The organism is Burkholderia sp. FW306-1C-G01B, from assembly GCF_058781685.1.
The window spans coordinates 653952-669416 of the sequence record NZ_JBYSWZ010000002.1; the positions used below are offsets into that span (position 1 = coordinate 653952).

Here is a 15465-nt window from a genome sequence, read left to right on the forward strand (position 1 = left end):
CCCGACCGCCGCGCGCACCGTAGCGGCTACGCGCGGCAACCAAACGACGGGCACCGCTATGCGTGCCCGCCCGTCTTCTTCGCCTGCAGCGCGCGAATCCGCATCCGTGCGCCCGTATCGCTGACCGTCGTGTCGTACATCGTCGCGAGATCGCGCTTGAGCGCGGTGCGCGAGCCGCCGTCGAGATACACCATGTGCCCCGACGGATAGAAACGCGCGGACAGGTTCTGCCGCACCTTCTGATCCTCGAGCGGCATCTGCTGCAGGTCGATCACGGTCTGGTAGAACGGCGTGACGAAATCGTACAAGCCGTTCGCCGACAGCACCTTCAGGTCGACATTCAACGCCATCACCGCGGCGAGATCGCCGGCCGTATAGAGGATCACGTTCCCCTGCGCATCGATGCCCTGCTGCGCGCCGGTCGGGTCGATGTGGCTGAAATCCCAGTTCCGGAACGCCTGGTCGTTCAGGTCCGTGAACGCGGAATTCGACGTGAACTTCAACTGCTCGTTCAGGTAGCTGTTCCACATCGCCGTATAGACGCCCGTCACGGCCGTCATCGTCGGATCGTTGCCGCCCGAGTTCGGGTCGATCTTGCCGGCGATGCCCGTCGAGATCGCGGTCACGCGGCCGTCGTACGAACCGAGCGAGAGCCCCTGCGCATGCAGCAGCGTCGTCAGGAACAGCGAATTGCCGCGCGCGTCGTAGCCGGCGATGTCGAGGCGCCACGATTGCAGCGTCGCCGTGTCGATGCCCGTGTATTGCGACAGTTTCTGCACGGCGGCCGGGTCTGCATGCGGAGCCTTGCGCAGCGCGTTCAGGTAGTCGGTGCGCGAGAACTGCGCGACTTCCTCGACGAACGCGCCGAGATCGGCCGGCGCCGGCGTGACGCCGAGTTTCTTGTGATACCACGCGTCGGCCGCGGCGGTCGGCAGCGCGCCGACCGGGTTGCCGGCCTGCCGGTAGTCGAGGATCGACGATTGCAGCGTGACGCCGTTCAGGTCGACGCCGTCCTCGTGCAGCTTGTATGCGAGCACGCAGCTGCGCGCGGTGCCGTACGATTCGCCAAACAGGTATTTCGGCGAATTCCAGCGGTTGTTCTTCGTCAGGTAGCGCTTGATGAACTGCTTCAGCGAATCCGCATCCTGGTCGACGCCCCAGAAGTTGCGGTTCTTGTTCGGCGCGACGGCCGCCGAATAGCCGGTGCCCACCGGGTTGATGAACACCAGGTCGCTGTGGTCGATCATGCTGTCCGGGTTGTCTTCCATCTGGTACGGCGCGGGCGGCGTGAAACCCGGCATCGACGTCTTGATCCGCTTAGGCGCGAACGAGCCGAGCAGCACGAACACCGACGACGAACCGGGCCCGCCGTTGTAGAAGAACGTCACGGGCCGTGTTTCCTCCTTCGCGCCGTCGGCCGTGAACGCAACGTAGAAAATCTTCGCGGCCGGCTGCGAACTGCTCGGGTCGACCGTCACGAGGTGGCCGACCGTCGCCGTGTACGCGATGCGCTTCCCGTCGATCAGGATCGAGTGATGCGTGACCGCGGCCGCTTCGGTCGTGTCGGTCACCGAATCGTCGGGGCCGTTGCCGTACGCAACCGGATCGAAGAACGGCTGGTCGCGGCCGTGGCTCAGCGCGACCGGATTGATGGTCGGCGGCACGCCATGCGAATTGTGGTCGCCGTGATGCAGCGGATAAACGCCGCCGGAAGATGCGGAATCGATGCCCATCGTGCTGCTCCTGGAGGTGAAAAAAGACGCGGGCAGGAAACCCGCGTCGAACGGAAAGGCGTGTGCCGACGCGTCAGCTCGACGGCTTGCGCGCAAGGATCGCGGCGAGCTGCGCGCCGTCCGGGCTGCCGAGGCCCGTGCATGCGTCCCAGCCCGACGCGGCCGCATACGTGCCGTTCGATCCTTTCGTGATATCGCGCAGCGCGCCCGGATTCTTGTACAGCACCGGATTGACCCAGCCGGCCGATGCGCCGGCCGCCGCATTGATCCGCGCGATCAGCGCGGCCCACAGCGGCGCGACCGCGCTCGTGCCGCCCATCACGGTAGCCGTGCCGGCGACCGATACCTCGTAGCCCGTCTGCGGCGACGCATCGCCGGCGACGTCCGGCACGCCGCGCTTCGCGAGCGGCGTGCGGCTGCCGTCGGCGCGCGTGACGGCGAGCCCCTGCTGCCACGCTGGCAGGTCGAACAGCATACTGACGCCGCCGCCTCCCGCGCCGCCGCCCGACGCCTCGTCGTTCCACGTGACCTCGCTGCGGATGCCCTGCCCGGGCAGCGCGTCGAGCTGCGTGCCGCCGCAGCCGAGCACGTACGGGCTCGATGCGGGGAAGTCGACGTGATCGGCGCCGTCCTGCAGCCCGTCGCCCGAGCCGCTGTCGCCCGACGCTGCGCACACGGTGATCCCCTGCGCCGCCGCCGCCTGCAGCACGCGGTTGAACGCCTGCGCCGACTGCGCCTGCCAGACCGCTTCCGCGCCGCCCCAGCTGATCGAGATCACCGACGGCTTGTTGGTCTTGTCGTTGACGGCCGCGTTGACGGCCTGGATGAAGCCCGCGTCGCTGTTCGGTGCGAAGTAGACCGCGATCTTCGCGGCCGGCGCGATCGCACCGGCGATCTCGATGTCGAGCGCGACTTCGCCGTCCGGGCCGTTCGGGTCGCCGGACGGCGCGTTGCGGCCGGTGCCGACGTTCACGTCGACGAGCGTCGGCGGCGTCTTGATGCCGAGCCCGCTGAAATACTGCCGGATGTCGGCCGCACGGTAGCCGCCGCCGAGTTCGACGATCGCGATGCACTGCCCGGCGCCGTCGCCGGCCGGGAAGCCGTACAGCGACGCGAGCTGGATCGGCGTGAACGTGACGCCCGCCATGCCGCCGCGCGCGGGCCTGAACGGCGGGCGCAGCCGGAAGTGCGGCCGCGCCTGCGGGCGGCTGTCGAGGCCGAGCACGGCCGTGACGGCGTCGCCGAGATCGTCGGGCAGCGTGATCGGGCCCGAGCGACCGCGATACTGGCCGATCGAACGATGTTCGAAGCGCTCGAGCTTCACGCCGAACGCTGCTTCGAACTGCTGGATCATGCCGGACAGCACGACGACGCTTTCGACGGGATCGACGCGATCGACCGTCAGTTGGTGACGGCGCGCGAAGTCCTCGGTCTTGCGGATGTCGTCGGGATTGGCGGAGAAACGCTGCGCGAACGCATCGCGCGACAGCGGTTTCGCCTGTGCGTCGCCGGTGGCGAGCTGGTGGACCAACGTATCGAGTTGCCCTTCTTCCTGCCGCCGCAACATGATCGTGACGTGAATGCGTTCTGCCGGATCGCACGGGCCGAGGCACTTGGACTCGGCGACGATTCGGGGTTCACGGTCGGCGTGAAGATGCCTTGCCATGTTCAGACCCTCCTTGGTACCGCGTTGCACGGAACAGCCAGGAAATCGGACATAGCCGGCGGAAGTCGGTTCCGTTCGGTCAGTCGGTTCGCAGCAGCGCGAAGTTAAAAGGAGTTTAGAACAGTCAGATGATTTGCGCGCGCGCCCTTCTGCGGCGGGGCATGCGCGCGAAGGCCGGCATTGCACGCGGCCTTCGCCGATCGGCGCAGCGGCGCCGCGCGGCCCGTCGACCTGCGCGGCGGCAACGCAGCGGCGGCGCTCAGTCCATCGACAGGCGCAGCGCGAAACCGATCAGCGCCGCGGAAAACGTCCAGCGCTGCACCGTCTGCGCGAGCGGATGCGCGCGCATCCACGCCGCGATGCGCGACGCGCCGAACACGCAAGCGAGGTCGAAGCACACGCCGGCCGCGACCAGCAGCGCGCCGAGTTCGAACATCTGCCAGACGACCGGCCCGGCCTCGGGCCGCACGAACTGCGGCAGCAGCACCGAGCAGAACAGCAGCGCCTTCGGGTTCAGCAGGTTCGTCAGCAGCCCCTTCACGAACGACTGCCGCAGCTCGCCCGCCGCCGCGTCGCCGTCGCCGAGCGCGAACACCGGCGAGCGGAACACCTGGATCGCGACATACGCGAGATAGAGCGCGCCGCCGTAGCGGATCACCTCATACAGCCACGGCGCGCTGCGGATCAGCGCCGCAACGCCGCATGCGGACAGCGTCACGTGCGCGGTGCGCGCGAGCGACAGGCCGGCCGCCGCCGCCATCCCCGGCCGCACGCCGCGGCCGATGCTGGTCTGCAGCACGAGCGCCATGTCGGGCCCCGGCACCGCATAAATGGCCGCCAGCGCGGCGAGATAGATCAACAGCAAATGCGTGGAAATCATGTTCTGCCCCCGTCCTTCAATGACGATATGTTGCCGCTGAAGAAGGAGGGATTATTGGCCATCTTTATCGCTGAATTGGCGATCCATAGCGGAATCCGCCACAATCTCTAAATCAGAACAAGGATTCCACCAATATGACCGAACTCGACAAAACCGATCGCGCGATCCTCGCTGCGGTGCAGCGCGACGGCCGCCTGCCGATCGCGCGTCTCGCCGAATCCGTCGGCCTGTCCGAGACGCCTTGCGCGCGGCGCCTCAAACGTCTCGAAAGCGACGGCTACATCGAGCGCTACCGCGCGCAACTGTCGCGCCAGGCGCTCGGCTTCGGCGTCGTCGCGTTCGTGCTGGTGCGGTTCGCGACGCACGACCGCAAGGTCGCCGACCGGTTCGAACGGGAAGTGCTGGGCATCGAGCGAATCCTCGCGTGCCACAACGTCGCGGGCACGGCCGACTACCTGCTGCAGGTGGTCGCGCGCGACCTCGACGACTACGGCACGTTCCTGCGCGACTCGCTGCGGATGCTGCCCGGCGTGACGTCGATCGAATCGGCGCTGTCGCTGCGCGAGGTGAAGCACGACGCGGGGTTGCCGGTGCCGTGACGCGCGCGGCGGCCCGCGCCGATGTAACGCTCGTTCACATTGCCGGCGGCGCTGGCGTCACGCGATGTCCGGCGCCTGGTGCGCGCGCTCGAGATCCTCGAGAAACGCCTCCACGAGCGGATTACCGCGCCCGTTGCGCGCGACGACCATGTGGAACGTCACGTCGTAGCGCAGTTGCTCCGGATTGAGCGGCGCGAGCAGCCCCTGCGCGACGTACGGCGCCGCGAAGTGCTGCGGCAGGTAGCCGAGGTGGTGGCCGGACAGGATCAGCAGCGCGACGGCCTCCATGTTGTCGGCGGTCGCGGTCACGCGGTCGGGCGTCGTCGACAGCTGCGCTTCCGGCAGCGGATACGAGCGCCACGCCCATTCGAAGCCCGCGACGTCGGCCGGCGTCAGCGTGCCGGCGCCGTCGAACAGCGGATGGCCGCGCCCGCAGTACGCGACCTGGCGCTCGACGAACAGCGGCGTGTAGTGCAGCGACGGCACGCGGTGCCAGAAATAACCGACCGCGATCTGGATCTCGTCGCTCAGCAGCTTCTCCTCGAGATCGCCCGGCGCGCGCACGGAGATCGAGAAGCGCACGGCCTCGTCGCGCGTGCGAAACGCGGCGATCGCCTCGGCGATCCGCGCGTTCTGGCTCACCGGCGTATGGCCGATCAGGCCGATGTTCAGCGTGCCGACCAGCTGGCGGTCCATGTGCCGCGCGGCCATCCCGAATTCGTCGAGCGCCGCGAGCAGCTTGCGGCTCATCGCATGGAACCGTTCGCCCTTCGGCGTGAGCCGGAAACCGCTGCGGCCGCGCTCGCAGAGCCGGTAGCCGAGCCGCGTCTCCAGCGACGCCAACTGCGCGCTGATCGTCGACTGCCCGACGTTCAGCACGGCCTGCGCGGCCGATACGCCGCCCGCGTCCGTGACCGCGAGAAACACGCGGATCAACCGCAGATCGAGGGTCGACAGATTCCCCAGCACGCTCTTCCCCTTCCATACATCGATGGGAATCGATGTTAACGTCGATATCTTCGCATTCTTCTTTCCCGGCGGAGCGCGTAAAACTGTGCGCCAAGCCGCGTCGAATGATACGGCAACCCCACATCGGAAGAGGCGCCCCATGAACGACCACCCCCATTTCCAGCCGCTCGGCGGCAATGAGATGCCGCGCTGCGGCGGCATCGCGACGATGATGCGCCTGCCGCACGTGGCGAACGCCGAAGGCCTCGACGCGTGCTTCGTCGGCGTGCCGTTCGATCTCGGCACGTCCAACCGCACCGGCGCGCGCTTCGGCCCGCGCCAGATCCGCACCGAATCCGTGCTGCTGCGCCCGTACAACATGGCCACGCGCGCCGCGCCGTTCGATTCGCTGCAGGTCGCCGACATCGGCGACGTCGCGATCAATCCCTACAACCTGCACGATTCCATCGCGCGCATCGAAGCCGCGTACGACGCGATCCTCGAGCACGACTGCAAGCCGATCACGCTCGGCGGCGACCATACGATCGCGCTGCCGATCCTGCGCGCGATCCACCGCAAGCACGGCAAGGTTGCATTGATCCACGTCGATGCACACGCCGACGTGAACGACACGATGATGGGCGAAAAGATCGCCCACGGCACGCCGTTCCGCCGCGCGGTCGAGGAAGGCCTGCTGCACGGCGACAAGGTCACGCAGATCGGCCTGCGCGGCACGGGTTACGCGGCCGAGGATTTCGACTGGTGCCGCGAGCAGGGCTTCCGCGTCGTCCAGGCCGAGGAATGCTGGAACAAGTCGCTCGCGCCGCTGATGGAAGAAGTGCGCGCCCGCGTCGGCGACACGCCCGTCTACATCAGCTTCGACATCGACGGCATCGATCCGGCCTACGCGCCGGGCACGGGCACGCCGGAAATCGCGGGCCTCACGGTGCCGCAGGCGCTCGAGATCATCCGCGGCGCGAAGGGGCTGAACATCGTCGGCTGCGATCTCGTTGAAGTCGCGCCGCCGTACGACCCGTTCGGCACCACGGCGCTGCTCGGCGCGAATCTCGCGTATGAGCTGCTGTGCGTGCTGCCGGGCGTCAAGTACCGCGACTGATCCCGCGCCGCCACCTATTCCAAATCAGAGGATTCCAGAGGAGCACACATAAAGATGGGGACTTCCGTCAAGCAACCGAAGCGAGCGGCGCTCGCTTCGTTCGTCGGCACCACGATCGAGTGGTACGACTTCTATAGCTACGCGACCGCCGCCGCCATCGTGTTCGGGCCGCTGTTCTTTCCCGGCGAAAACCGCTTCGTCAGCCTGCTCGCGTCGTTCGGCTCGTTCGCGGTCGGCTTCTTCGCGCGGCCGCTCGGCGGCGTGATGTTCGGCTATCTCGGCGACCGCTTCGGCCGCAAGCGCTCGCTGCTCGCGACGCTGATGCTGATGGCCGTGTCGACGGTCGCGATCGGCCTGCTGCCGACCCATGCGCAAGCCGGTGTGATCGCGCCGATCCTGCTCGTGCTGATGCGCGTGTTGCAAGGCATCGCGGTCGGCGGCGAATGGGGCGGCGCGGTGCTGCTCGCCGGCGAGCATGCGCCCGAAGGCAAGCGCACGTTCTTCGCGTCGTTCGCGCAGCTCGGCAGCGCGAGCGGCCTGATCCTGTCGATGCTCGCGTTCGGCGCGATCAGCACGCTGTCGAAGGACGACATGATGAGCTGGGGCTGGCGCGTGCCGTTCCTCGCGAGCGCCGTGCTGCTGGTGGTCGGCTTCGTGATCCGCGCGAGCGTGTCCGAGTCGCCCGAGTTCGAGGAAGTCAGGAAGAGCGGCAACACCGCGCAAAACCCGGTGCGCGAAGCGCTCAAGTACTGGCCGCTGCTGCTGCTCGCGATCGGCGCGAACGTGTACGGCATCGCCGGCGTGTATTTCAGCAACATCTTCATGATCAGCTACGCGACGCAGTTCCTGTCGCTCGACCGGTCGATGGTGCTGCATTGCATGGCGATCGTCGCGGTGCTGCAGTTCGTCGTACAGCTCGCGGCCGCGTTCCTCGCGCAGCGCTTCGGCACGACGCGCGTGCTGCTGATCACCGGCGCATGGGCCGCGATCGTCCCGTTCGCGATGCTGCCGCTCGTACACATGGGCACGCCGCTGTCGATCACGGTCGGCGTCGGCCTCGCGACGCTCGCGGAATCGGGCTACTACTCGGTGGTCGCGGGCTTCGTCAGCGGCATCTTCGTCGCGCGGATCCGCTATACGGCGATCTCGATCGCATACCAGGTGTGCGGCGCGCTCGCCGGCGGCCTCACGCCGCTCGTCGCGACCATCATCGCGCAGAACACCGCACCGCAATGGTGGCCGCTCGCGATCCAGTACACGAGTGCCGCGATCCTGTCGTCGCTGTGCGTGTGGCTGATCTCGCGCCGCGTCGGCATCGACGATGCCGGTGCGCCCGGCAAGGCGAACGAGCCGCTGCCGCGCGGCGCGCGCACCGCGTAACGTTCGCAACGGACAGGCTGCTTCACTCGCCTGCCCGGTCATCGCATGCAAGGGGCGGCGCAACCACGCCGCCCTTTTTCATTTCGCCGCCGAAAGGCCGAGCGCACGGTGAGCATCGCGTTGCGCTTGTCGCCGAACACGCTGCAGAACCGGCCGTGCGGACGGATGCAGTCGTCGCGACAGGCGCAGCGCTTGCTATTGCACCTGGCTGCGCAGCGCCTTCGCCGCCGCGACCATGTTCGTCAGCGCCGGAATCACTTCCGCCCACTGGCGCGTCTTCAGGCCGCAATCCGGGTTCACCCACAGACGCTCCGCCGGAATCCGTTCCGCCGCCTTCTTCATCAGGCCGACGATGTGATCCTGCGTCGGGATGTTCGGCGAATGGATGTCATACACGCCCGGCCCGATCTCGTTCGGATACCTGAAGCTGTCGAACGCGTCGAGCAGCTCCATGTCCGAGCGCGACGTCTCGATCGTGATCACGTCCGCGTCCATGTCGGCGATCGACGCGATGATGTCGTTGAACTCCGAATAGCACATGTGCGTGTGGATCTGCGTATCGTCCTGCACGCCGTTCGCGGTGATCCGGAACGACTCGACCGCCCACTTCAGGTACTCGCTCCATTGCGCGCGGCGCAGCGGCAGCCCTTCGCGCAGCGCGGCCTCGTCGATCTGGATCACGCGCACGCCGGCCTTCTCGAGATCGAGCACTTCGTCGCGGATCGCGAGCGCGAGCTGGTAGCACGACACCGAGCGCGGCTGGTCGTCGCGCACGAACGACCAGTTCAGGATCGTCACGGGGCCGGTCAGCATGCCCTTCATCGGCTTGTTCGTCAGCGACTGCGCATACGTGATCCACTCGACCGTCATCGCCTTCGGGCGGCTGATGTCGCCGAACAGGATCGGCGGCTTCACGCAGCGGGAACCGTACGACTGCACCCAGCCAAACTGGCTGAACGCGTAGCCGTCGAGCTGCTCGCCGAAGTATTCGACCATGTCGTTGCGCTCGGCTTCGCCGTGCACGAGCACGTCGAGCCCGAGCGACTCCTGTTCGCGAACGCTGCGTTCGATTTCAGCCTTCATCGCCGTGCGGTAGCCGGCTTCATCGAGCGCACCTGCCTTGAACCGGCTGCGCGCCTGGCGGATTTCGGCGGTCTGCGGGAACGAGCCGATCGTCGTCGTCGGGAAGGCCGGCAGGTTCAGTCGCGCCGACTGCTTCGGCGCGCGCTGCGTATACGGGCTCACGCGGTTGCCGAGCTGCGTGTCGATGCGCGCGATCGCCGCCTTCACCGCCGGGTTGTTCACGCGCGGCGAGCGGCGGCGCGAGTCGATCGCGGCGGCGTTCGCGGCAAGCGCATCGGCCACCTTGTCGCGGCCGCCGTTCAGCGCGGTCGCGAGCACCTTCAGCTCGTCGAGCTTCTGCAGCGCGAACGCGAGCCACGAACGAATCTCCGCGTCGAGCTTCTCCTCGCTCGCGAGATCGACCGGCACGTGCAACAGCGAGCACGACGGCGCGAGCCACAGGCGATCGCCCAGTTGCTTCGCGAGCGGTTCGAGCCAGTCGAGCGTCGCGCTCAGGTCCGTCTTCCAGATGTTGCGGCCGTTGATCGCGCCGACCGACAGCACGCGCTCGGCCGGCAGTTCGCGCACCAGAGCGTCGATTTCGTCGCGTGCATTGATCGCGTCGACATGCAGCCCGTCGACCGGCAGCGAGCTCGCGAGCGTCAGGTTGTCCTGAAGCTGGCCGAAGTACGTGGCAAGCAGCAGCTTGATGCGACGCGTCTCCAGCACCGCATACGCGGTGCGGAACGCCTGCCGCCATTCGGCGTCGAGCTCGGTGACGAGAATCGGTTCGTCGATCTGCACCCATTCGACGCCCTGCGCGGTCAGCGTGTCGAGCAGCGCGCCGTACACGGGCAGCAGCTTCGGCAGCAGCGCGAGACGATCGGAATCGTCCTTCGCCTTGCCGAGCCACAGGTACGTGACGGGGCCGATGATCACCGGCTTGGCATTCACACCCTGCGCCTTCGCCTCGGCCAGTTGCTGGAGCAGGCGCGACGGGTCGAGCGAGAAGTTCGTGTCCGCGTGGAATTCCGGCACGATGTAGTGATAGTTCGTGTCGAACCACTTCGTCATTTCGCCGGCCGAGACACCGCCGCAGCACGCCGCATGCTCTTGCGCCGACTGCGCCGAACGGCCGCGCGCAACCCGGAAATAGTTGTCGAGCACGTCGCCGTGGAAGCCCTGCACGCGCTTCGGCAGGTTGCCGAGCGTGAAGCTCATGTCGAGCACCTGGTCGTAGAACGCGAAATCGCCGATCGGTGCCAGATCCAGATCGCGCTGGTCGTTCCAGTGACGCTGGCGCAGCTCGGCGCCGAGCGCCTTCAGCTCGTCGCGCGACGATTCGCCCTTCCAGTAGCGTTCGAGACCGAACTTGAGTTCGCGCTTCGCGCCGATGCGCGGAAAACCGAGGTTGTGTGTCCTGACCATGAAGCTGCCGTCCAGATGTAGTGAATGTCCGGCAGCCATGATAGGGATTTCAAACCATGAAATAAAATGGCATTATTTCATTCATCCATTAAATTTGTTCATGCATCTGTTGGGCGAGCGATATCCATGCTGGAACGATTCCATCTCGTCGTCATTCGTGAAGTCGAGCGCCAGGGCTCGCTGACCGCGGCCGCCAATGCGCTGCATCTCACGCAGTCGGCGCTCAGCCATACCGTCCGGAAAATCGAGCAGCAGCTCGGCACGCCGATCTGGGATCGTGAAGGCCGCGGCCTGCGGCTCACGCAAGGCGGGCAATATCTGCTGAAGCTCGCGAACCGGCTGCTGCCGCAGTTCGAACTCGCCGAGGAGCGGATGAGGCAGTACGCGAAGGGCGAGCGCGGCACGCTGCGCATCGGGATGGAGTGCCACCCGTGCTACCAGTGGCTGCTGAAGGTCGTGTCGCCGTATCTGTCGCGCTGGCCCGACGTCGACGTGGACGTGAAGCAGCGCTTCCAGTTCGGCGGCATCGGTGCGCTGTTCGGCTACGACATCGACGTGCTCGTCACGCCCGATCCGCTGAACAAGCCGGGCCTGCGCTTCGATCCCGTGTTCGACTACGAGCAGGTGCTGGTGGTCGCCGACTCGCACCGGTTCGCCAACGCCGACTACGTGACGCCCGAGCAACTGACCGACGAGATCCTGATCACGTACCCGGTCGAAACCGACCGGCTCGACATCTACAACCAGTTCCTGACGCCGGCCGGCATCGTGCCGAGGCGCCACAAGTCGATCGAGACGACCGACATCATGCTGCAGATGGTTGCGAGTGGGCGCGGCGTGGCCGCGCTGCCGAGATGGCTCGCCGACGAATACGCGGACCGGATGCCGGTCGTGCCGGTCAAGCTCGGCAAGCAGGGGATCGCGAAGCAGATCTTCCTCGGCATCCGCGAAGCGGATGCATCGATCGACTATCTGGCCGCGTTCGTCGCGCTGGCGCGCGAATCGACGTGGAGCGCGCCGCGCATGCTGCGCTAGGCACGCCCGTTGCAATGCGCGTCAGGCGGCGCGCATGCCGATGCGTTCGTCGCGTTCCACCCATGCGCCGAACAGCAGGCCGATCGTCGTCCACATGATCGCCTGCATGCCGATGGCCGCGACGCGGAACTTCCACAGCACGGCGGCCGGGAACGCGGCCGGCACTTCGTCGATCGACGGCAGTCCGAACTGCACGGCCGCGATGATCGCGATGAATACGAGGCCCGCGACGATCGACGCATTCCATTGGCCGAGCTTCGCTAGCAGATGGCGGCGCACGCTGACCGAGAACGCCATCGTCGCGATCGAGATCGCGATCATCAGGAAGAACAGGCCCGTGCGATAGCCGATCGTGTCGGGATCGCCGACCGACGGCGGATTGGCCGGGTACTTGATGTTCGGCACGATCACGAGCGCGACGAATGCCGCCAGCGCAAGCCACGCGGCCAGCGGCCGTGCCGGAAGGCGGCCGCCTCGCCCGTATGCATACGCAAAGACCAGCGAGAACAGCCCGCCGAATGCCGCGCCGTAGGTCACGACACCCGTCAACAGGCCGAGGCCGGCCTGCGTGTCGCGGCTGACCAGTTCGTGCTCGTGCTCCGGCACGTCGCCTTTGGCGGCCTCGAGCTTTTCTTCAAAGGAAATCGCCTGATCGACTTGCGGTTCGCCGACGATTTTCGCGAAACCGAACGTGAGGAGGCCCGCGGCGATGCCTGCGAGCATCCCGCGCATGAGCAGCTTTCCGACCATCGTGTACTCCGCGTCAGTGGCAGGGAAAGCCGAGCAGATGGCGGCCGTCGTGGACGAATTCATGAACGACCATGCCCGGCACGAGCGACGTCGCGCCTTGTTCCGCGCCGACGAAATAGAGTGCGAGCAGCAGGATCAGGCCGGCGAACACGGCCCACGGCAGCAGTTCACGGACGGGGATGGGTGCCGGCACGACAACCGGCTTCAGCACTGCTTCGCTCATGGATGCACCTCAGGGGAATCGCGCCCCGGCAAATGTTGGATGGGTACGAAGGCAGGTCTGGCTTCCGGGATCGGGATTCCCCGGTTACAGTGGCGCGACCGCGCCGGGATTGCACCGGCTTCCGCGTTTCGTATCGGGCGAATTGTACGCGCGAACGTCCGCGTATTGAAGGAGTGAAAGCCCGCGGACGACCGCGCACCCGCTCCGGCCCCTCCGGAAACCGACATGAACATGCATGCCTCGCTGCGCCTGATCGCACACGCATCGACCCGAGCGATGCGCACCGGCACGTTTCCCGACGACGATCCGCTCGATGCACGCGGGCTCGCGGACGCCGCCGCGCTGCGCAACCGATGGGCAGGCGTCGCCGGCTCGCTCGTGCTGTGCAGCCCCGCACGCTGCGCGCGGCAGACCGCCGATGCGCTCGGGTTGCTTGCCGACATTGATGACGCGCTGCGCGACATCGACTACGGAAACTGGCGCGGCAAGCGGCTGCACGACCTCGCGCGCGACCTGCCGGACGAACTGGGCGCATGGATCGCCGATCCGTCTGCGTCACCGCATCGCGGAGAGTCGTTCGAAGCCGCCGCTCGCCGCGTCGGCGCATGGTTGAACGCGCTGCCGCCTGGCCGCGACATCGTCGCGATCACGCATGCGGCGATCGTTCGCGCGGCCGTCGCACACGCACTGCGGATGGCTCCCTACGCTGCAGCCCGCATCGACGTCGCGCCGCTGTCGTGCACGACCTTCGTTGCATCGCCGCGCGGCTGGACGTTGACGACGAACGACGATCGGCGCGGCACCGGTGCGTAAGTCCCTGCCGTGTCGTGTTCACTATGTGGACAGAGATGCGAGCCGACGTGTCCCATCTCGGTCGCATGCCGACGTTCACCTTACATCGCTGCAAGACATACCGTTCGTCGTCTAGATTGTCATCAAACTGACTGCTGGCCGCAGCTAGGATCGGACGCGGTTCCCTTACGAGATGCCGCCATGAATCAACCCGCTTCGTCCGCCGCGAACAATCGCGGCTCCGTCGAGCGCAACCGGCAGGTCGGCTATGCCTTCTTCCTGCTGGTGCTCGCGATCGGCGCCGTCTATATCGCCACGCACCTGATCGCCGATCTGTCGCCGGTCCGCGAAGGATCGCTGTTCCCGTACCTGATGCTCGGCGCCGCGCTGCTGATCGCGCTCGGCTTCGAATTCGTCAACGGTTTCCACGATACCGCGAACGCGGTCGCCACCGTGATCTATACGCACTCGCTGACGCCGAACGTCGCGGTGATCTGGTCCGGCATGTGGAACTTCCTCGGCGTGATGGTCTCGAGCGGCGCTGTCGCGTTCGGCATCCTGCAGTTGCTGCCGGTCGAGCTGATCCTGCAGGTCGGCAGCGGCGCGGGCTTCGCGATGGTGTTCGCGCTGCTGATCGCCGCAATCGTCTGGAACCTCGCGACCTGGTATTTCGGGTTGCCTTCGTCGAGCTCGCATACGCTGATCGGCTCGATCATCGGCGTCGGGCTGATGAACCAGTTGATGCACGGGCCGTCGGGCACGAGCGGCGTCGACTGGGGCCAGGCGCTCGGCGTCGGCAAGTCGCTGCTGCTCTCGCCGATCGTCGGCTTCCTGTGCGCGTCGCTGCTGCTGCTCGTGCTGAAGGCCGTCGTGCGGATTCCCGAGCTGTACAAGGAGCCGCCGAAGGACCAGCCGCCGCCGTTCTGGATTCGCTGCCTGCTGATCCTGACCTGCACGGGCGTGTCGTTCGCGCACGGTTCGAACGACGGGCAGAAAGGGATGGGCCTCATCATGCTGATCCTGATCGGCACGGTGCCGACCGCGTATGCGCTGAACAAGGCCGTTACGCCTGCCGAATCGCAGACCTTCGTTGCGGTCGCGAACCAGGCCGCCGCGACCTTCGGGAAATACACGAACGGCGTCGCGCCGTCCGCGAACCCGCGCGCCGACGTCGAACACTACGTGCAGCGTCGCGAACTGACGCCCGCCGTGCTGCCGGCCGTACAGCAGTTGTCGACGTCGCTCGCGACCGCGGTCGGCGCGTCGGGCTCGATGGCAGCCGTGCCGCAGCGCGACGTCGACAACGTGCGCAACACGATGTATCTGGTATCCGAAGCCATTCGCCTGATCGAGAAGTCGGGCCAGCCCGCGCTTGCCGCTGACGACAAGCTCGCGATCGACAACTATCGCAAGCAACTCGATCACGCGACCAAGTTCATTCCGACATGGGTGAAAGTTGCCGTTGCGATCGCACTGGGCCTCGGCACGATGGTCGGCTGGAAACGGATCGTCGTGACCGTCGGCGAGAAAATCGGCAAGCAGCATTTGACGTACGGACAGGGCGCGTCGGCCGAACTCGTCGCGATGCTGACGATCGGCGCCGCCGACGTGTACGGGCTGCCCGTTTCGACGACACACGTGCTGTCGTCGGGCGTCGCGGGCACGATGGCGGCGAACGGGTCCGGGTTGCAATGGAGCACGGTGCGCAGCCTCGTACTCGCGTGGGTGCTGACGCTGCCGGCGTCGATCGCACTTGCGGGCGGGCTCTACTGGTTGTTCCGGTCGCTGGCCTGATCGGGATGCAGCGGGTGGCCGGCGGAAGCCGGCCGCCTGCTGTTGGAGATTCGACCTT

The 15465-nt window shown here is 66.8% G+C and carries 13 protein-coding genes and 1 riboswitch; of the genes, 6 read left to right on the forward strand and 7 right to left on the reverse strand.

Going from position 1 to position 15465, the window contains the following annotated elements; genetic code table 11:
* Window positions 1-56 precede the first annotated feature (56 nt).
* From AC3WLY_RS07265 to AC3WLY_RS07275, 3 genes are all read right to left on the reverse strand, one after another.
* Window positions 57-1733, reverse strand: a complete 1677-nt coding sequence (locus AC3WLY_RS07265; RefSeq protein WP_492309984.1) for a S10 family peptidase — start codon at window positions 1731-1733, stop codon at window positions 57-59.
* Between the two features lie 73 nt (window positions 1734-1806).
* Complete coding sequence (locus AC3WLY_RS07270) at window positions 1807-3399, reverse strand: S53 family peptidase (RefSeq protein ID WP_492309985.1); 1593 nt, start codon at window positions 3397-3399, stop codon at window positions 1807-1809.
* A gap of 259 nt (window positions 3400-3658) precedes the next feature.
* On the reverse strand, window positions 3659-4279 hold the full coding sequence (locus tag AC3WLY_RS07275) for a LysE family translocator (protein WP_006488495.1): 621 nt from the start codon (window positions 4277-4279) through the stop codon (window positions 3659-3661).
* A 134-nt stretch (window positions 4280-4413) separates the two neighbouring features.
* Here AC3WLY_RS07275 and AC3WLY_RS07280 point away from each other — a divergent pair, with 134 nt between their 5' ends.
* Entirely contained in the window at window positions 4414-4878 is a 465-nt protein-coding gene (locus AC3WLY_RS07280) for an Lrp/AsnC family transcriptional regulator (protein WP_059238912.1), read from the forward strand.
* Window positions 4879-4935: 57 nt separating this feature from the next.
* Here AC3WLY_RS07280 and AC3WLY_RS07285 read toward each other — a convergent pair whose 3' ends face one another.
* Window positions 4936-5847, reverse strand: a complete 912-nt coding sequence (locus AC3WLY_RS07285) for a LysR family transcriptional regulator (RefSeq protein WP_175962089.1) — start codon at window positions 5845-5847, stop codon at window positions 4936-4938.
* 139 nt (window positions 5848-5986) lie between these two features.
* Between AC3WLY_RS07285 and speB the strand changes: the two genes are divergently transcribed.
* Window positions 5987-6943 (forward strand): agmatinase, encoded by a 957-nt coding sequence (gene speB, locus AC3WLY_RS07290; RefSeq protein ID WP_492309986.1) that lies wholly within the window; start codon window positions 5987-5989, stop codon window positions 6941-6943.
* Between the two features lie 54 nt (window positions 6944-6997).
* Window positions 6998-8323, forward strand: a complete 1326-nt coding sequence (locus tag AC3WLY_RS07295; protein WP_492309987.1) for an MFS transporter — start codon at window positions 6998-7000, stop codon at window positions 8321-8323.
* 195 nt (window positions 8324-8518) lie between these two features.
* Here AC3WLY_RS07295 and metE read toward each other — a convergent pair whose 3' ends face one another.
* Complete coding sequence (metE, locus tag AC3WLY_RS07300) at window positions 8519-10813, reverse strand: 5-methyltetrahydropteroyltriglutamate--homocysteine S-methyltransferase (protein WP_492309994.1); 2295 nt, start codon at window positions 10811-10813, stop codon at window positions 8519-8521.
* A gap of 126 nt (window positions 10814-10939) precedes the next feature.
* Here metE and AC3WLY_RS07305 point away from each other — a divergent pair, with 126 nt between their 5' ends.
* Window positions 10940-11848, forward strand: coding sequence for a LysR family transcriptional regulator (locus AC3WLY_RS07305; RefSeq protein WP_310143527.1), 909 nt, complete (start codon window positions 10940-10942; stop codon window positions 11846-11848).
* A 21-nt stretch (window positions 11849-11869) separates the two neighbouring features.
* On the opposite strand, the gene AC3WLY_RS07310 is transcribed toward AC3WLY_RS07305, so the two are convergent.
* Entirely contained in the window at window positions 11870-12598 is a 729-nt protein-coding gene (locus AC3WLY_RS07310) for a CbtA family protein (RefSeq protein WP_175962085.1), read from the reverse strand.
* Window positions 12599-12611: 13 nt separating this feature from the next.
* Window positions 12612-12821: a CbtB domain-containing protein gene (locus AC3WLY_RS07315; protein ID WP_072443795.1), complete on the reverse strand. Its 210-nt coding sequence runs from the start codon at window positions 12819-12821 to the stop codon at window positions 12612-12614.
* 33 nt (window positions 12822-12854) lie between these two features.
* Window positions 12855-12992, reverse strand: a riboswitch (cobalamin riboswitch).
* 54 nt (window positions 12993-13046) lie between these two features.
* Here AC3WLY_RS07315 and AC3WLY_RS07320 point away from each other — a divergent pair.
* Together AC3WLY_RS07320 and AC3WLY_RS07325 are read left to right on the forward strand one after the other, a co-directional pair.
* On the forward strand, window positions 13047-13634 hold the full coding sequence (locus AC3WLY_RS07320; protein WP_492309988.1) for a histidine phosphatase family protein: 588 nt from the start codon (window positions 13047-13049) through the stop codon (window positions 13632-13634).
* Between the two features lie 180 nt (window positions 13635-13814).
* On the forward strand, window positions 13815-15407 hold the full coding sequence (locus AC3WLY_RS07325) for an inorganic phosphate transporter (RefSeq protein WP_175962083.1): 1593 nt from the start codon (window positions 13815-13817) through the stop codon (window positions 15405-15407).
* Window positions 15408-15465 lie beyond the last annotated feature (58 nt).